The sequence below is a fragment of the Frigidibacter sp. SD6-1 genome, assembly GCF_030143255.1.
Classification (GTDB): Bacteria; Pseudomonadota; Alphaproteobacteria; order Rhodobacterales; family Rhodobacteraceae; genus TMP-24.
In genome coordinates, this window is the sequence record NZ_JARJNR010000001.1 from 543,362 (window position 1) to 559,873 (window position 16,512).

Below are 16,512 nucleotides of genomic sequence, written 5' to 3' on the forward strand. Positions count from 1 at the left end.
GCCGCCTTACGCGGCAGCGTCGTCCAGGTCGATTTCGGTCGCCTGAGCGACAACTTCCTTGCCGTCATAATGACCACAGGCGCCGCAGACATGGTGCGGGCGCTTCAGCTCGCCACAGTTCGGGCATTCATTGGGGTTCGCGGCGACCAGCGCATCGTGGGCGCGGCGCATGTTGCGGCGGGACCGCGTGGTGCGGTTCTGAGGGACAGCCATGTCTCAACCTCGGGTTTTTGGGGGCCATTGCCCCGGTTTTCCAGGGGTTTCGTCACTGGTTGCCTAAGCGCGACCGGGTGCGAACCCAAGTTACAAGCGAGGCCGGGAACATACTGCGATTCCGGGCGGGCGCAAGTCTTTTCTGGCCGGATTCATGCGCCTGCTGCAACGCAGCATCAGCGGAGCCAGACGCCGCACTCATTCCGGGCTGTCCTTACCCTTCAAGAGGTCGGCGAGACCTGCGAAAGGCCGCAGTTTTTCGTCGGTCAGCGGCTCGGCTCCCGCCTCCGAGGCGATCTGCCCCTCGAAAGTGGCACCATCCGCGCGCGGATAGAGCGGCAACGCCAGCGAGAGCGCCTCGACCAGAACCGCGCCAAGGTCGATCACCTCGCCAAGGGCCTCGGTCGTGTCATCCTCGGGCATCTCGACATCGTCGCCCTGGGGCTCCTGATAGTCTGCCATGTAGCGCCGCGTGACCGGCTCGTCGATCCGGGCAGGGACGGGCGCCAGCGTGACCACACAGGGCTGCACCACGCCGGCCGAAAGCCGGGCATCCAGCACGAAATCGCGGCGCCCCGACGGGCGCAGTTCGCCCTTAAGGCGGACGGACGGCAGGTCAAGAAGGCCGAGTTCGGCGGCGATTGCCGCGCGTGCGGCCGCATCGGGCGACAGATCGAAGCAGTGCGGCTTGCGCTGGGGCAGGGCGGCGGTGCGGACCGGATGCGAATAGGGGGTGTCTGCCGCCATTCTCTCTCTCCTTTGAACAATCGGCGGTCGCGTCGGCACCGGCCTTTGGCCAACGTGCGGTTTCGGTCCTTGTCGGACCCGGGCGCCTTGTTGTAAGCCGGATAAAAGGCTTCCGCCGTGATGGCAAGCACAAGACAAGGGAACAGGGGGCGGGTGTGACGTTGGGCAATTTTGGCGGCAAGTTCGGGTCCGTCCTGCGGATCAGCATGGCCGGGCTCGTGCTCGCCGTCCTCGCGGCCTGTTCGGCGATCTATTCGAACCATGGCTATGTGCCGACCGACAAGGACCTCGAAGAGGTGGTGGTCGGTCAGTCCACGCAGCAGGACGTGGCGGATGCGGTCGGCAGGCCTTCGTCGATCGGCATCCTGACCGGGTCGGGCTGGTATTACGTCGGCTCGCGCTTCAGACAGGTCGGCCTGCGCGCCCCGGTAGAGATCGACCGCCAGGTCGTCGCCATCAGCTATGATGACGAGGGCGTCGTCTCGAACGTCGAGCGTTTCGGGCTGGAGAAGGGCCAGGCGGTCGTGATCTCGCGCCGGGTGACCGACAGCAACATCAAGGGCTTGAGCTTCCTGCAGCAGCTTCTGGGCAATATCGGCAACCTCAGCGCCGCCGATTTCCTCAACAAGAACTGAGCCGGTGGGCGGCGAGGGCAGGGCACTTTCCATGCCGGAGCCCGCCTTCCTGCCTCTGGTTGCGGGCGGGGGCCTCGCGCTGGTCGAGGCCCGTTCCACCGAGGCGGTGGCCGGGGCGATTCGTGCGCGCGCGTCCCGCTTCCGTCCGTCCGGGCTCCCGGATGGCGATCGGTTCGATCCGTTCTGTCGGCATTTCCTTCTGCGACGAGAGAGTGACGCGGTCGCGGTCGGCGGCTTTCGCCTGCAGCTTTTTGCGGACGGGTCGGCAGCGGCAACCGGCTATTCCGCCGGGCGCTACGACCTCGCGCCGCTTGCGCGGATCGGGCGTCCGGTGGCCGAGCTTGGCCGGTTCTGGCTCGACGCGCCTCAGGGGGGCGCGACAGATGGGATACGCCTGATGCTCGCGGGGCTGACGCGGCTGGTGCTCGCCAACCGGATCGCGCTGCTGTTCGGCTGCGCTTCCTTTCCGGGGGCGGAGGCCGGGCAACATGCTGCCGCGCTGAGCTGGCTTCAGGCGCGCCACGCGGGTCCGGCGGACCTTGGACCCAAGGCGTGGCATCCGGCGCCAGTGCCGTTGGCCGAACCGGCTGCGAAAGGCCTGCCGCCGCTCCTGCGCCTTTACCTCGGAGCGGGTGCCTGGGTCGGCCCCGACGCGGTCGAGGATGCCGACCTGGGAACGACGCATGTCTTCATGGCGCTGGAGCCCGCGCGTGTACCGCCCCCGCGGGCAAGGGCGATGAAGGCGCTCGCACGACTTGCGCTGTGCAAGGCGAAATAACCGGCGCTGACCATCCAGGCGGGCTCATCGTCGCCTTCGGCGCTCTTCGCGCGCCCGCGACGAGCGGCCGGAGGCCGACGAGGAGCCGTGCCGACATAATGTTGCGCCAGTTCAGGCGCGGGCGCGACGACCGCCGCGACGGCCCGATGCGGCGCTCGACTGCGCAGCCGAGGCTTCCGCGAACGTCATGCCGCCCTCGACCGCTTCGAGAACCTTCGAGAAGCGGATCCATTCGCCGCCGTTCGGGTCGTGGTTCATCAGGAGGTTCGCGGCGCGGATCGCCTCCATCTCGACCTGGCGGACCGGGTTCATGATGGCGCTGGTCATGCCGGCCGAGATCGCCATCGGCAGGAAGGCCGCGTTGATACCGTGACGGTTCGGCAGGCCGAACGAGATGTTCGAAGCGCCGCAGGTGGTGTTCACGCCCAGTTCCTCGCGCAGGCGCTTGACCAGCGCGAAGACCTGCTGGCCTGCAGTCGCCATGGCGCCGATCGGCATCACCAGCGGATCGACCACGATGTCATGTGCCGGGATGCCGAAATCGGCGGCGCGCTGGACGATCTTCTTGGCCACCTCGAAGCGGACATCGGGGTCTTCGGAAATTCCGGTGTCATCGTTCGAGATGGCGACGACCGGCACGTTATATTTCTTCACGAGCGGCAGGACGAGTTCCAGACGTTCTTCCTCGCCGGTGACCGAGTTCAGGAGCGGGCGACCCTCGGCCGCCTCCAGCCCCGCCTTCAGCGCGCCGGGCACCGACGAGTCGATGCAGAGCGGCACATCGACAAGGCCCTGCACAAGCTGCACCATTGAGGTCATCAGGGGCGGCTCGGTGAGGTTGGGATCGGGGTTCGAGTTGTAGACGACGCCCGCGTTGATATCGAGCACCATGGCCCCGCAGGCGACCTGCTCCAGCGCGTCCTTCTCGACGGTCGAGAAATTTCCGGCTTCCAGCTCGGCGGCCAGCTTCTTGCGGCCGGTGGGGTTGATCCGCTCGCCGATCACGCAGAAGGGCTCGTCAAAGCCGATGACGACGGTTTTGGTCTTCGATTCCAGGACGGTGCGGGTCATTCTTATGCCTTTTCTCAGTTCTTTGCGGCTGGGACGGCACTCTTGCCGCCATGCTCGATGGCCCAGGTCGCGTTGGTCTTGATCCCGCCAAGCGGGAAGAAATGCACGGCAGCGATGCCGAAATCGGGGTTCGCCGCCTTGTGCGCCGCCAGTTCTGCCACAAAATCGTTCGGCTCGTAAGGCAGGAGAAGCTTGGTCACATCCATCGCCCGCTTCTGCAGAACCTTGAGCGAGGGGCCAACACCGCAGGCGATGGCGAACTTGATAAGCGTCTGCAGCTTTGCGGGGCCTGCGACGCCGATATGGACAGGCAGCTTGATGCCTTCGGCATTGAGCCGGTTCACCCAATCGATCACCGGCTTGGCCTCGAAGCAGAACTGGGTGGCCATGGCCATCTTGGCATCGGTCCGCTCGCTGAAGGCCTGCTTCCAGCGCAGCGCCTCCATCACGTTGCGGTCAGACCCGTCGGGGTCGATATCCTTGTTGCCCTCCGGGTGGCCTGCGACATGCAGCCGCTCGAACCCGTCGAACAGGCCGGTTTCGATCAGTTGCATCGAATTGTCGAAATCGCCATGCGGGGTCGAGACGCCGCCGCCGAGGAGGAGCGCCTGGCGCACATCCGCCTCGCCCTGATAGCGGGCGATCCAGTCGGCGAGCGTCGCCTTGTCCTTGATGATGCGCGCGGGGAAGTGCGGCATCACCTTGAAGCCTTCGGCATTGATGCGCTTCGCCGTCGCCACCATGTCCTCGATCGGCGTGCCGTCGATATGGGCGATGTAGACCCGGGTGCCTTTGGGCAGCAGCTCGCGGAAATCCTCGACCTTCTCGGCGGTGCGCGGCATCACCTCGATCGAATAGCCTTCGAGAAAGGCCTCGACCGTCTCGCCGCTCACCTGCGGTGCGGGGGCTTCCTTGCGGCGGAAGTTCAACAGTGCCATTGCAGCTCTCCAGAGGCCTTGGCCGGGCACGTCACGCCCAGCCGTCATTCGCGATCAGCGCCTTGATGCGCTCTTGGTCATATTCGGCGTCGAGCCGCGCGGCTTCCGCCGCCGCGACCGCTTCGTCCTCGCCCTCGACCACGACCGCAGGCGCCTTGCGCCATTCGGCGAGATAGGCGTCGGTGTCGCGCGCGCCCACCTTCATGGCGCAGCGGTCGATGGCTTGTTCGAACCGTTCGGGCAGCACTTTCTTCACGCCCCGGCGCCCCTTGCCCACGATGACCTGGGCCGGGATGTCGCGCCAGTAAACGATCGTCACGTCTGCCATGATGACTCCGTCGGTTTCGGCCTCTCATACCGCCCCGTTCGCGACACCAAACGTCGGATTTCGACATGGCGCGCGATCAGAGCGACTTGCATGCCCAGCGATAGCGCGAACGGCCGCCGAGGGCGAGCGGCCAATGCCGGAAAAATTCTCATGAACATCGTGAGAGCGCCCCGGCCGCCGACCGCGCGGATCGCGCTTTTGATCGTTTGATCAACAAAGAATCGTGACAAGGGCGAACGCAGGACCCGCTGTGCCTTGATTGCGTCCGGGCGCGGGGGTAGGTTGGGGATAAGTTGATTTGGAGGGCGTTATGAAGGCGCCCAGGCGTCCCGGCGGTCAGGGTGTGTTCCCGGTACCGGTTGAGCCCCCGACGATCGCCAAACCAGACCCGGCGCAGCTGTATGCTGCGCTCGACCTCGGCACGAATTCGTGCCGGATGCTGATTGCGCAGCCGAAGGGCAGCCAGTTCCACGTCATCGACAGTTTCTCGAAAGCGGTCCAGTTGGGGCAGGGGCTTGAGGCGTCGGGCAAGCTCAGCCGTGCCTCGATGGGGCGCACGGTTCAGGCACTGCATATCTGCCGCAAGAAGATCGAGCAGCATGGCGTGAAGCGGATGCGGCTGGTCGCGACCGAGGCCTGCCGCCGGGCGAAGAACGCCCGCGAATTCCTGAAGTTCGTCCACCGGGAAACCGCCCTGCCGCTGGAGATCATCCAGCCCGAGGAAGAGGCACGGCTTGCGGTCATTTCCTGCGCGCCGCTCGTCTCGACCCGCACCGAACAGCTTCTGGTCGTCGATATAGGTGGCGGCTCGACCGAGCTTGTCTGGATCGACCTCTCCGCAGTGCCGCGCCACGACCGGCCGCGCGCAATCATGCGCCTGCATGCCGGTTTTCATACGGTCGACAGCCCCTTCCCGGCGGCGAAGGTGGTGGACTGGATATCGGTGCCGCTTGGGGTCGCCACGCTCAAGGACCAGTTCAGCGATGTCGACGACGATGCGGCGCGCTTCGCGCTGATGTCTTGGCATTTCGAGGAGCAGTTGGCCGATTTCTCGCCCTACAACGCCAGCCAGCCGCGCGAGGGGTTTCAGATCATCGGAACATCCGGCACGGTGACGACGGTCGCCGCCAGCCATCTGGGGCTTCGCCGTTACGACCGGACCAAGGTGGACGGGCTGAGGATGACCTCCGACCAGATCGACCGGGTGATCCGCGATTACCTGAAGCTCGGCCCCGAAGGCCGCAAGAACGACCCGCGCATCGGCCGCGACCGCCATTCGCTGATCATGTCCGGCTCCGCGATCTTGCAGGCCCTGATGCGGGTCTGGCCGACCGACCGGCTGTCGGTCGCCGACCGGGGCCTGCGCGAGGGGCTTCTCTATGCGCAGATGTCGGCGGACGGCGTGCTGGAGGAAGGGCCGTTCTGATCCTGCGGGCCGGGGCGATTGCGGCCAGCGCGCGATCTGAGTATTTGGGCAAAGAAGAAGCTGGAACCCGGACAGGAGGGGAAGATGGCAAAGACCCCTTCGGGGAACACATCGGGACGCGGACAACGCGAGCTGCGGGTGCGGGTGAAGACGGCCAAGGGGCGAAAGCTTTCCTCGACGCTCTGGCTCGAACGGCAGCTGAACGACCCTTATGTCCAGCGGGCCAAGAAGGAAGGCTACCGGGGCAGGGCGGCTTTCAAGATCCTCGAGCTTGACGACAAGTTCCGCTTCCTCGTGCCGGGTGCCCGCGTCGTCGATCTGGGCTGCGCGCCGGGGGGCTGGTGCCAGGTGGCGGTCAGGCGCGTGAATGCACTTGGCGAGAAATCGGGCAAGAAGGTCGGCAAGGTGCTGGGCGTCGATCTGCAGGAGGTCGAACCGATCGCAGGTGCCGAGGTCCATCAGCTGGACTTCCTCGAGGATGGCGCCGACAACAAGGTCAAGGCCTGGCTGGGCGGCCCGGCCGATGTGGTCATGTCGGACATGGCGGCGGCGGCATCCGGCCACAAGGGCACCGATCACCTGAGGATCATCGCGCTTTGCGAGGCGGCGGCGGAATTTGCCTTCGATGTGCTGGAAGAGGGCGGAACCTTCGTCGCCAAGGTTCTGGCCGGCGGGGCCGAGAACGAACTTCAGGCGATCCTGAAGCGCGCCTTCACCAAGGTCGCGAACGTCAAGCCGCCCGCGAGCCGGGCCGACAGTTCCGAGAAATTCGTGGTGGCGACCGGCTTTCGCGGACGTCGCGCGGAAGATGCGCCATCGGCTGCGACGCCTGCGTAGGATAAGCCCCGCCCGCCTAGAAGGGCGCTTAAGACGGACGGGGCCCCGCGCCCTTCAGGGAGCAGTCTGTAGCGTCATCCCTTCGGCCTGGATGCCGGCGGGCTGACCGCAATGGAACAGGTAGTAGGTCACCATCGTTTCCGGCTTCCTCATAACGCCGGGACGGCCGATCAGTTCCCGCGCCGTGCGGGTCTCTTTCGAGAAGTTCATGGTCTGGGTCTGAACCCTCTGGGCGGGTGACACGGTCATGTCGCGCGCGGGCAGGCCGGGCCCGAGCGCCCCGGCCCGGATCAGGATCGGCTGGGCATCGGGAAACGAGGTCAGGAAGCCTTCGTCAAGCTGCACCTTGTCGATCCAGGCGATGCGCCTGATCTGGCCGTCGTCCAGGCGCAGCGGATCGTGCTGGCGCAGCACTTGCACCGGCAGCGCCCCGAACGAGGTCATGACATTGGCGTTCCAGCACAGGCCCGGCAGCGACCAGAGCTTGCTTGGGCGTTCCGCCGGGCCATCGGGCGCGGTCGGCGGCGCCGTGAAGGGGCGCGGTGAGGCGGAGCCTATAGTCTCGGTCGTGAATCGCATCAGGTCAAAATTCATGGGATATGTCCAAAAGCGGACACCGCCTTGCAAAGCGGGCCGCACACTAGAATGTGGTGTTCAACAAAATCACTACCAGCGATACCAATTACGCTTCCGCCCCGCAGGAAGTCGCGACGAAAATATGTCACGGGGCGCTTCTTCTGATGATGCACCCTAGGCCGTTGCCGCGAGCGATCAAAGCTTTCGGTCGGTGCCGTCGCTCCGGGTTTCTGCCTGGCGCACAAATTTCGACGATCGGCCTGATAATCGCGCTTCCGGGATGAAATCGCGCACGGCATCGGCCGGCAGACGATTCGTCGCACCGTCACGGATCGCGGTTGGCAAATGGGCCCGGACGGAAAGCAAACCTGCTGGCGAAGGGCGGTGATTTCGTATATATGATCAAATTATGCATATGAGGGTTCAGTTGAAATGCTTCGGTGCGGCACGGCGCTCGCGTCGCGCAAAGCTGCCCGCACCTCTGTGCCGTGGCTTCGAACGTCAGCGTTTTGGCCTGCCTGCACCGCCCGCCGCCTGATCCGCCCAACCATTCTCTCAACAGATCAGGTGACCCATGACGACTTCCACTGACATGATCGGCGGTGTGTCCGCCGAAAGGCTGGCCGCCATTTCGGCGCGCGAGGCCGACATCTATGCCGCCGCGCGGCCGAAGACCCGCGCGGCGCTTGCCGCCGGAACCGCCGCCTTCCTCGACGGCGTGCCGATGCTCTGGATGAAGGACTGGCCGCAGCCCTTCCCGATCCTCGTGGCCAAGGCGAAGGGGGCGGAGCTTGTCGATATCGACGGCAACCGGCTCGACGATTTCTGCCTCGGTGATACGGGGTCGATGTTCGGCCATTCGCCCGAGCCGGTGGCGCGCGCGCTGGCCGAACAGGGGGCGAAGGGCCTGACCTACATGCTGCCCACCACCGATGCGCTTGAGGTCGGGCGGCTCTTGCAGGAGAGGTTCGGCCCCTTCGTCTGGCAGATTGCCACGACCGCGACCGATGCCAACCGCTTCTCGATCCGGGTGGCGCGGGCGGTGACCGGGCGACCGAAGATCCTGTTCTTCGCAGGCTGCTATCACGGGGCGGTCGATGACGCGATGGTGCGCCCTGTGGAGGGCAAGACGGTCGAGCGGCCGGGCCTCGTGGGGCAGGTCGTCGATCTCTCGACCACTTCAAAAGTTGTCGAGTTCAACGATCTGCCCGCCCTTGAAACCGCGCTTGCGGAAGGCGACGTGGCGGCGGTGCTGGCAGAGCCGGTGATGACCAATTGCTGCATGGTCCTGCCGGACCCGGGCTATCACAAGGCGCTGCGCAGCCTGACGCGCAAGTATGGAACGCTTCTGATCATCGACGAGACCCATACGATCTCTTCCGGCCTTGGCGGCTATACCCGCACCCACGGGCTGGAGCCCGACATGTTCGTGGTGGGCAAGCCGGTGGCGGGCGGGCTGCCCGCTTCGGTCTGGGGCATGACCGGGGAGGTTGCGCGCCGGTTCCGCGACTATGACGCGGCCCGGCCCGCGGGCTTCTCCGGCATCGGCACAACCCTGTCCGCCAATCCCCTGCAGTTCGCGGCGATGAAGGCTAACCTTTCACAGGTGATGACCGCCGAGAACTACGCCCATATGGAAGCCGGTGCGGCACGGCTGGAACGCGGCCTCGCCGATGTCATCCAGCGCCATGGCGCGCCCTGGCATGTGGTGCGCGTCGGCGCGAGGGTCGAATTCATCTGCCACCCGACGCCCCTAAGGAACGGGTCCGAAAGCCATGAGGCGCACAAGCCTGCGCTGGAAAAGGCGATCCACTCTGCGCTGGTCAATCGTGGCTGCCTGATCGCGCCCTTCCACAACATGATGCTCGTCTCGCCTGCGACGGGCCTTGACCAGATCGACCGGCTGATCGCCGCCTTCGACGCCATCACTGCGGAGCTGTTCCAATGACTGCCGATACCTGCCCGTCGGGCGCGACCGTCGCCGAGGCGGAAGAATTCCTTGCTGCCCATCCCGAGATCGAGGCCTTCGACATCGTGCTGCACGATTCGAACGGCATCGGGCGCGGCAAGATCATCCGTCGGCACGAGCTTCTGTCGATCTACAAGTCCGGTCGCCATCTGCCGATCTCGATCCTCGGGCTCGACATCTGCGGCGAGGATGTGCATGAGACCGGGCTGATCTGGGATCAGGGCGATGGCGACGTCCGGGGCTGGCCGGTGCCGGGCACGCTCGTGGCCCTGCAGGGCACGAACCCGCCGCGTGGCGAGGTCTTCCTGTCGCAATATACGCTCGACGGAAAGCCCATGTATTCCGATCCTCGCCATGCGCTTGCCGCCCAGGTCGCGGCGATGGAGGCGGAGGGGTTCTATCCGGCCGGCGCGTTCGAACTGGAGTTCTTCCTGCTGGCCAACGACCGCGATGCCGACGGCCGGGTCCGCCCGGCCGATGCGGTGCTGGACGGCCGCCGGTCGGACAAGACAGAGGTCTATTCCGTCGATCACCTGCACGGGATGGAACCCCTGTTTTCCGAGATCTACGCAGGCGCCGCCAAAGCCGGGATCAAGGCCGAAACCGTGATCTCGGAATATGCGCCGGGGCAGTATGAACTGACGCTGCATTACCGGACGAATGTGCTTCAGGCCGCCGACGACCTGATCCGGCTGAAGCGGATCGTGCGCCTGACGGCGCGGCGCTTCGGGGTGACCGCCTGTTTCATGGCCAAGCCCATCGAGCGCTATGCCGGGTCGGGGATGCATTTGCACGTCTCGCTGCAGGACGGACAGGGCGGGAACCTGTTCGCCGAGGAGGTCGAGGGCCAGTGGAACCCGCTTCTGCTGCATGCGCTTGGCGGCATGCGCGCGACCATGGCCGAGACGATGCTGGTCTTCGCGCCCCATGCCAACAGCTGGCGGCGCTTCGCCAACCAGTCCTATGCGCCGGTGTCGATCAACTGGGGGGTGAACAACCGCTCGGTCGCGCTGCGCATCCCGGCAGGCGCGAAGGCGGCGCGCCGGATCGAGCACCGGCCGTCAGGCGTCGATGCCAACCCCTATCTGGTGGCAGCGACCGTGCTTGCCGCGATTCGCCATGGAATCGCGAACCGCATTGATCCCGGTCAGGAAACAACCGGGAATGGCTATTCGGACGAGGCGAGCGCGGCGATGCCGCGCGACTGGCGCAGCGCGATCGAGGCTGCGCGCGGCTCCGACTTCCTGCGATCTGCCTTGGGCGCAGAGATGCACCGGACCTTCGTCGCGGTGAAATCCGCCGAGTATGACCGGGTCAACCGCACGATATCTGACGTGGACTACGACCTCTATCTGCATACTGTATAAAGAAAAAACACTGTTTCGGACGAAACAACCGTTTGACGATAGCGCGAAGTCGGTGCAATCAGGTGCAGACGCGCCAAAGCTGGCCGGGGGCCGCCGCTTCCGACCAGCTGGTCCTCGGGGTCAGTGTGGTGACTCCGAGGACCATCCTGGCGACAGATTGTTTCAGACGACGGCGAAATCAGTCGCCGTGAGGGCGAGACCCGCGGTCAGGGTGGCAAACTGAATCCCCGCGCCCGCACCGTTGCCATCGGCATCATAGACCAGCGCACCCGTGGTGCTATTGTATAGGATCACCTGGCTGGCTGTGGTGGCTTGACCGGTGGCGCTGGCATGGAAGAAGGCGCTGCCGAGCGTACCAAAGGTGTTGCCGAGCGCGCTCATGACTGTATGTCCGAGCCGGATGACATCTTCCCCCACAGTGAAGTCGGTTATCAGATCGACATTGGTGGCGGCATCGAGGACACCCCTGAAGACGAAGGCATCGTTGCCGGCGCCCCCTCTCAGCCAGTCGTTCCCGGCGCCCCCGCCAAGCACGTCGTTGCCATTGCTGCCGTACAACGTGTCATCTCCATTCCCGCCCCAAACGGCATCGTGGCCCACCGATGCATTGATTAAATCGTTGCCGTTGTCGCCATAGATGGCATCGTTTCCAAGGGAACCGACAAGCGTGTCGCCAAAGCGGCTGCCGACGAGCTTCTCGATAGAGATGAGCGAGTCGCCCGCCGCTTCACCCGAACTTCCACGGCCCGTGGTAAGATTGACAACCACACCTGACGCCGCAGACAGATAGGAGGCGGTATCGAAGCCATTCCCGCCGTCCAGAACGTCAGCGCCACGCCCGCCCACGAGAATGTCATTATCATCGCGCCCGAAGATGACGTCATTGCCGTCGTTTCCGAACAGAAGGTCGTCGCCGGCATTTCCCAGGAGGAAGTTGCCGTTCCCGTCGCCAAAGAGCGTGTCGGCATGGGACGATCCAAACAGATGTTCGATCCCGGTATAGATGTCGCCGGCCGCATCGCCAGTGTTGATCGACGAATTTTTCAGGTTCGCCATGACGCCGCTGGCCGAATTGCCATAGCTCGCCGCGTCGATGCCGACGCCGCCATGAAGCACATCCGCGCCTGCGCCGCCCAGCAGCGTGTCATTGCCGGACTGGCCCATTAGGGTATCATTCCCGACGCTACCGGACAGAAAGTTGGCAATGTTGTTGCCCTCGATCCAATCGTTACCGCTCCCGCCTATGGCGTTCTCGATCAGCGACTGCTGATTGCCGTGATACAGAAGCGCGTTGTAGATGTTTCCCGACGCATAGTGATTGACGCCAAGATAGGCGCTCTGCGACGCGGAGAAGAGCGAACTGGCGCCCGCTTGCAACGAGATCTGCAGGTTATTGGAATAGGATGACAGATCATAGGTGTCGATCCCGCCGCCATCCCAGATCGTCGCGAAGATGCGGTTCGCGCCGGGCGTGATTGCCGCCACGCCGTTCACATAGGTCGTGCCGCTGCCGGGGGTCCACTTGTAGGTCGTATTGCCACTGTTGGTCGTATAGTCCGCGCCGTACATCTCCTGAAGGGCGGCGATGTCGAACATCATGTAGGTCTGGGCGAAGCCGTAATCTTCGTTTCCATAGCCCGTTCCCGTATCGCCGACGAACGAACTATAACTCATGATGGAATATTCCATCGCGTCGTAGCTATAGGGCATCGGAAAGAACGTACCGCCCGGGCCTGTCTCGGTATCATGAGGGTGCTTGAGCCCCAGCGCATGGCCGATCTCGTGGAGAACGGTTGACCACGCCCAATTGCCCGCCGTCGGCGTCTGCAACTCGGGATCGCGCCCCAGCCAGATGTCGCCGGTCCAGCTGCCGGACCCGGGAAAGTAGGCCCAGGCCGTGCTCGGGTCGTCGGAATAGCCGAGCCGGAGGTGGGCGTCGGTGGCAAAGGTCTGCGCGACATCAACGCCGGTGAAGCCTTCGACGGAGAATCCGTCGTTTGCGGCGTTTCCATCGCTCATGTCCAGTGCGAACCGCGTCGCTTGCTCTACGGACCAGGTTACTGGCGAAAAGGTCAGCGCTTCGTCGCCGTACCCGTATTCGTCATAGGTCGGAAACGAATAGGTGATGGTCGCATCATTCCAGGCATATCCGGATAGGACACCATCAATGCCTGCATCGAAGGTCCGGGTAACATATCTGAAAGAGTGTCCGATTCCGCTCATTGCTTTGTCCCTTTATGCTTTCGTGTCTCGGATTGCGGCTTGGAATCCCTTATGGTGAAAATTCGCAACCCCAACTAAACCTCGCTTTTCCACCAGTTCGCGCGGCTTCGGTCAAGCGGCAACATTGTGACGCTGCGGTGCGCGCGCGCGGACCATCGGGTTGTCCCGACAGTCAGCGCCTATGCGCGATGAATGCGCCGATTGTTTGACAATCGTCTTTCGTGAGCATCCGTAGAGGGCGCGGTTATCTGCCAGTTCATGCGACCGTTCGCGACCGCAATTTGACATATTCCTATCGGAAGACTTATGCCGGGCGAACCGCGAGCACCGGTCAGCCTTCGTAAGGCGCCGTGCTGCTGGAGGGCGGAGGCCCGCAAGAGGAGCGAAACGGGAACCATGGCAGGCAGCAACCCTCTCAAGGCGGCGATCGGTCGGCACAGGGGCGCGATCCTTGCGGTCACGCTGTTCAGTTTCTTCGTCAACCTCCTGATGCTTGCCGGGCCGCTCTTCATGCTGCAGGTCTATGACCGCGTGTTGCCCAGCCGGTCGGAGCCGACGCTGATCGCGCTCTTTCTCGTCCTGGGCTTCATGTATGCGGCGATGGCGGTCCTTGACGGGGTCCGGGCGCGGGTCGGCGCCCGCATCGGCGCGCAGATACAAAGCGATCTGGACGCGCCCGCCTTCCGCGCCTCGATGATCGCGCCGCCCGCGCTGGCGAAGGAGGGCGCGACGGCGCTGGCCGATCTGGAGGCCCTGCGCCGCTTTCTTGGCTCGCCGCTCGCCTATTCCTTCCTCGATCTGCCCTTCGCGCCGCTCTTCGCGCTCTCGATCTTCGTCTTCCACCCCTGGCTCGGGGTGCTCGCGACGGTGGGTGGGGTGGTTCTGGTCGTGCTGATGATCCTCAACCAGCGCATGAGCCGGGCGCCCGCAGCTGAGGCGGCGCGTACCGCGAGCGCCTCGACCCGCATCGCCGAACAGATCCGCGCCCAGCCCGAGACCGTGCGCGGCCTTTCCATGGTCGATGCCGCCATCGGCCGGTGGCGGCGCGAGCGCGATGTCGGGCTGACGCGCGAGCTTGGCCTTGCCGACCTGAACGGCGGTTTCGGCACGGTGGTGAAGACTTTCCGGCTTTTCCTGCAATCGGCGATGCTGGCGCTTGCCGCCTGGCTGGTGATCCAGGGCAAGATGACGGCGGGCGGCATGATCGCCGCCTCGATCCTCATGGGGCGGGCGCTGGCGCCGGTCGAGCAGCTGGTGGGCGGCTGGTCGCATGTCGCGCGCGCCGCGCAGGGCCACAGATCGCTGTCGACACTTCTATCCCAAGTGGGCAGCGCGGCGGAACTGACGGCGCTGCCGCGCCCTGCGGCGCGGTTGCAGGTGCGCGATCTGGCTATGGTGCCGCCGGGCGCGACCAAGCCCACGCTCGCGCGGATCAGTTTCGCGCTTGAGCCCGGTCAGGCGCTTGGCGTGGTGGGCGAAAGTGCGTCAGGCAAGTCGACGCTCGCCCGGGCGATCGCCGGTATCTGGCCGCCCGCTGCCGGGGAAATCCGGCTCGATGGCGCGCGGCTCGATCAATATGACGAAGCGGCGCGGGGCGCCTATTTCGGCTATCTGCCGCAGGATGTGGCCTTGTTCGACGGAACGGTCGCAGAAAATATCGCCCGGCTGTCCTCCACGCCCGATGCGGAGGCCTGCGTCAAGGCCGCGCAGGCGGCGGGCGCCCACCAGATGATCCTCGACCTGCCGCAGGGTTATGATACGCCCGTCGGCGCGGCGGGGGCCCGGCTGTCGGGTGGCCAGCGCCAGCGGATCGGGCTGGCGCGGGCGCTCTACCGTTCGCCACAGGTCCTGATCCTCGACGAGCCGAATTCCAACCTCGATGCATCGGGGTCGGAAGCGCTGAACCTCGCGATCCGCGCGCAGAAAGAGGCGGGCGGCGTGGTGATCATCATGGCCCACCGTCCGGCCGCGATTGCCGAATGTGATTTCCTCCTGATGCTCAGAAACGGTCAGCAGGCTGCCTTCGGGCCGCGCGACGAGGTGTTGCGCAAGATCGTGGCGAACCATAGCCAGATCGTGCAGGGCCCGCGGCCGGTGCCGGGCGCGGGGGCGCTGTCATGACTTGGAACATCCGCAGGCCGGTGCTCTTCGGCCTTCTGACCTGCCTTGTGCTTTTTCTCGGAATCTTCGTCTGGGGTGCGCGTGCTTCGCTGTCCGGGGCCGTGGTCGCGACCGGTCAGGTCGCGGTCGAAAGCCGCAGGCAGGTCGTCCAGCATCCCGACGGCGGGGTGGTCGACCGGCTTCTGGTCACGGACGGCGATCTGGTCGAGCAGGGGCAGGTTCTTCTGGTCCTCGACGATGCCGAGCTTCTGTCGCAGCGCGCGATCTTCGCGGGGCAGCTTTTGGAACTGCGCGCCCAGGCGGCGCGGCTGAAGGCCGAGCGTGACGATCTGCCGGAAATCGCCTTTCCCGACGGGCTCGAAGCGCTCGGCACGCCCGAGGCGGTCGAAGAGGTTCGCGCCGGCCAAAGCACGCTTTTCACCGCGCGGCTGAAGACGCTGGAGGAGACCGGCAAATCCTACGGCGAACAGAAACTGCAGGTCGAGAACGAGATCGGCGGCCTCCGTGCGCAGGAAGGGGCGCTGCGTACCCAGATCGAATTGAATGCCTCGGAGCTTTCCGACGTCGAGGACCTGTTCAAGAAGGGTCTGGTCGAGGCGGTGCGTGTCACCGCGCTCCGCCGCGAGGCGGCGCGTCTGCAGGGCTCGCTCGGCGAGGCGGAGGCAACGGTGGCGCGCAACCTCGGCCGGATCGCGCAGCTGGATGTGGAGCAGTTGCAGTTGCGCGCAGAGCGGCGCGAGAAGGCGGTTGGGGAACTTCGCGAGGTCGAGGCGCGGGCGGCAGGTGTCCAGGAACAGCTGAACGCGGTCGAGACAAAGCTCAGGCGGCTTGAACTGAGGGCGCCGATGGCGGGCATCGTCCATGACCTGCGCGTCCATACGATCGGCTCGGTGATCCGGCCTGCCGATCCGGTGCTGTTCGTGATCCCCAGGGACGCGGACCTGACGGTTCTGGCCCATGTCGATATCTATCATATCGACAGCGTGCATATCGGGCAGGCGGCATCCTTGCGCTTTTCCGCCTTTGACGCCCGCACGACGCCCGAGGTGGCGGCGACGGTGCTGAGGCTGTCGCCCGATGTGACCGTCGATGAACGGACCGGCGCGCAATTCTACACCGCAGAACTGCGTGCCGACGAAGGTGCGGCGCTGCCCGAAAAGCCCTTGCTTCCGGGCATGCCGGTCGAGGTCTATATCCGTACCGGCGAGCGTTCGCCGCTCTCCTATCTCATGAAACCCTTCACCGACTATTTTACCCGCGCCTTCCGCGAGTAGAACGGGCGC

The 16,512-nt window shown here is 65.0% G+C and carries 15 protein-coding genes; 8 read left to right on the forward strand and 7 right to left on the reverse strand.

Going from position 1 to position 16,512, the window contains the following annotated elements:
• Positions 1-6: 6 nt before the first annotated feature.
• On the reverse strand, positions 7-213 hold the full coding sequence (rpmF, locus tag P0645_RS02635; RefSeq protein ID WP_267631836.1) for a 50S ribosomal protein L32: 207 nt from the start codon (positions 211-213) through the stop codon (positions 7-9).
• Between the two features lie 198 nt (positions 214-411).
• A complete protein-coding gene (locus tag P0645_RS02640) occupies positions 412-960 on the reverse strand; it encodes a YceD family protein (protein ID WP_284163004.1) in 549 nt (182 codons plus the stop codon).
• A gap of 206 nt (positions 961-1,166) precedes the next feature.
• Here P0645_RS02640 and P0645_RS02645 point away from each other — a divergent pair, with 206 nt between their 5' ends.
• Both P0645_RS02645 and P0645_RS02650 read left to right on the forward strand, forming a co-directional pair.
• On the forward strand, positions 1,167-1,595 hold the full coding sequence (locus tag P0645_RS02645) for an outer membrane protein assembly factor BamE (protein WP_284163363.1): 429 nt from the start codon (positions 1,167-1,169) through the stop codon (positions 1,593-1,595).
• A 31-nt stretch (positions 1,596-1,626) separates the two neighbouring features.
• On the forward strand, positions 1,627-2,373 hold the full coding sequence (locus tag P0645_RS02650; protein WP_284163005.1) for a GNAT family N-acetyltransferase: 747 nt from the start codon (positions 1,627-1,629) through the stop codon (positions 2,371-2,373).
• 111 nt (positions 2,374-2,484) lie between these two features.
• Here P0645_RS02650 and P0645_RS02655 read toward each other — a convergent pair whose 3' ends face one another.
• Genes P0645_RS02655 through P0645_RS02665 form a run of 3 tightly spaced genes read right to left on the reverse strand, consistent with a single transcriptional unit; the run spans position 2,485 to position 4,710 of the window.
• Complete coding sequence (locus tag P0645_RS02655) at positions 2,485-3,444, reverse strand: methyltetrahydrofolate cobalamin methyltransferase (RefSeq protein ID WP_267631839.1); 960 nt, start codon at positions 3,442-3,444, stop codon at positions 2,485-2,487.
• A 14-nt stretch (positions 3,445-3,458) separates the two neighbouring features.
• A complete protein-coding gene (locus P0645_RS02660) occupies positions 3,459-4,382 on the reverse strand; it encodes a methylenetetrahydrofolate reductase (RefSeq protein WP_284163006.1) in 924 nt (307 codons plus the stop codon).
• Between the two features lie 31 nt (positions 4,383-4,413).
• A complete protein-coding gene (locus P0645_RS02665; protein ID WP_284163007.1) occupies positions 4,414-4,710 on the reverse strand; it encodes a virulence factor in 297 nt (98 codons plus the stop codon).
• 310 nt (positions 4,711-5,020) lie between these two features.
• On the opposite strand from P0645_RS02665, the gene P0645_RS02670 reads away from it, so the two are divergent.
• Both P0645_RS02670 and P0645_RS02675 read left to right on the forward strand, forming a co-directional pair.
• Positions 5,021-6,136 (forward strand): Ppx/GppA phosphatase family protein, encoded by a 1,116-nt coding sequence (locus P0645_RS02670; RefSeq protein ID WP_284163008.1) that lies wholly within the window; start codon positions 5,021-5,023, stop codon positions 6,134-6,136.
• An 84-nt stretch (positions 6,137-6,220) separates the two neighbouring features.
• The gene (locus P0645_RS02675) at positions 6,221-6,973 is read left to right on the forward strand and encodes an RlmE family RNA methyltransferase (protein ID WP_284163009.1); all 753 of its coding nucleotides are present in this window, start codon (positions 6,221-6,223) and stop codon (positions 6,971-6,973) included.
• Positions 6,974-7,027: 54 nt separating this feature from the next.
• Here P0645_RS02675 and P0645_RS02680 read toward each other — a convergent pair whose 3' ends face one another.
• The gene (locus P0645_RS02680; RefSeq protein WP_284163010.1) at positions 7,028-7,567 is read right to left on the reverse strand and encodes a Hint domain-containing protein; all 540 of its coding nucleotides are present in this window, start codon (positions 7,565-7,567) and stop codon (positions 7,028-7,030) included.
• A 556-nt stretch (positions 7,568-8,123) separates the two neighbouring features.
• On the opposite strand from P0645_RS02680, the gene P0645_RS02685 reads away from it, so the two are divergent.
• Both P0645_RS02685 and P0645_RS02690 read left to right on the forward strand, forming a co-directional pair.
• Entirely contained in the window at positions 8,124-9,497 is a 1,374-nt protein-coding gene (locus P0645_RS02685; RefSeq protein ID WP_284163012.1) for an aspartate aminotransferase family protein, read from the forward strand.
• Complete coding sequence (locus tag P0645_RS02690; protein ID WP_284163013.1) at positions 9,494-10,885, forward strand: glutamine synthetase family protein; 1,392 nt, start codon at positions 9,494-9,496, stop codon at positions 10,883-10,885. Before P0645_RS02685 ends, P0645_RS02690 begins: the two co-directional genes overlap by 4 nt.
• A gap of 162 nt (positions 10,886-11,047) precedes the next feature.
• On the opposite strand, the gene P0645_RS02695 is transcribed toward P0645_RS02690, so the two are convergent.
• Positions 11,048-13,108 carry a M10 family metallopeptidase gene (locus P0645_RS02695; RefSeq protein WP_284163014.1) on the reverse strand — a complete coding sequence of 687 codons (2,061 nt, stop codon included), beginning with the start codon at positions 13,106-13,108 and terminating at the stop codon, positions 11,048-11,050.
• 396 nt (positions 13,109-13,504) lie between these two features.
• On the opposite strand from P0645_RS02695, the gene P0645_RS02700 reads away from it, so the two are divergent.
• Both P0645_RS02700 and P0645_RS02705 read left to right on the forward strand, forming a co-directional pair.
• Positions 13,505-15,229: a type I secretion system permease/ATPase gene (locus P0645_RS02700; RefSeq protein ID WP_284163015.1), complete on the forward strand. Its 1,725-nt coding sequence runs from the start codon at positions 13,505-13,507 to the stop codon at positions 15,227-15,229.
• Positions 15,226-16,503: an HlyD family type I secretion periplasmic adaptor subunit gene (locus P0645_RS02705; RefSeq protein WP_284163016.1), complete on the forward strand. Its 1,278-nt coding sequence runs from the start codon at positions 15,226-15,228 to the stop codon at positions 16,501-16,503. Before P0645_RS02700 ends, P0645_RS02705 begins: the two co-directional genes overlap by 4 nt.
• Positions 16,504-16,512 lie beyond the last annotated feature (9 nt).

Excerpts from the sequence above, each read along its gene's own strand:
- P0645_RS02675 (WP_284163009.1), top strand. The coding sequence starts at position 6,221 with ATGGCAAAGACCCCTTCGGGGAACACATCGGGACGCGGACAACGCGAG.
- P0645_RS02655 (WP_267631839.1), bottom strand. The coding sequence starts at position 3,444 with ATGACCCGCACCGTCCTGGAATCGAAGACCAAAACCGTCGTCATCGGC.
- P0645_RS02640 (WP_284163004.1), bottom strand. The coding sequence starts at position 960 with ATGGCGGCAGACACCCCCTATTCGCATCCGGTCCGCACCGCCGCCCTG.
- P0645_RS02680 (WP_284163010.1), bottom strand. The coding sequence starts at position 7,567 with ATGAATTTTGACCTGATGCGATTCACGACCGAGACTATAGGCTCCGCC.
- P0645_RS02665 (WP_284163007.1), bottom strand. The coding sequence starts at position 4,710 with ATGGCAGACGTGACGATCGTTTACTGGCGCGACATCCCGGCCCAGGTC.
- P0645_RS02695 (WP_284163014.1), bottom strand. The coding sequence starts at position 13,108 with ATGAGCGGAATCGGACACTCTTTCAGATATGTTACCCGGACCTTCGAT.
- P0645_RS02650 (WP_284163005.1), top strand. The coding sequence starts at position 1,627 with ATGCCGGAGCCCGCCTTCCTGCCTCTGGTTGCGGGCGGGGGCCTCGCG.
- P0645_RS02705 (WP_284163016.1), top strand. The coding sequence starts at position 15,226 with ATGACTTGGAACATCCGCAGGCCGGTGCTCTTCGGCCTTCTGACCTGC.
- P0645_RS02685 (WP_284163012.1), top strand. The coding sequence starts at position 8,124 with ATGACGACTTCCACTGACATGATCGGCGGTGTGTCCGCCGAAAGGCTG.
- P0645_RS02645 (WP_284163363.1), top strand. The coding sequence starts at position 1,167 with ATGGCCGGGCTCGTGCTCGCCGTCCTCGCGGCCTGTTCGGCGATCTAT.
- P0645_RS02660 (WP_284163006.1), bottom strand. The coding sequence starts at position 4,382 with ATGGCACTGTTGAACTTCCGCCGCAAGGAAGCCCCCGCACCGCAGGTG.
- P0645_RS02700 (WP_284163015.1), top strand. The coding sequence starts at position 13,505 with ATGGCAGGCAGCAACCCTCTCAAGGCGGCGATCGGTCGGCACAGGGGC.
- P0645_RS02690 (WP_284163013.1), top strand. The coding sequence starts at position 9,494 with ATGACTGCCGATACCTGCCCGTCGGGCGCGACCGTCGCCGAGGCGGAA.
- P0645_RS02670 (WP_284163008.1), top strand. The coding sequence starts at position 5,021 with ATGAAGGCGCCCAGGCGTCCCGGCGGTCAGGGTGTGTTCCCGGTACCG.
- rpmF (WP_267631836.1), bottom strand. The coding sequence starts at position 213 with ATGGCTGTCCCTCAGAACCGCACCACGCGGTCCCGCCGCAACATGCGC.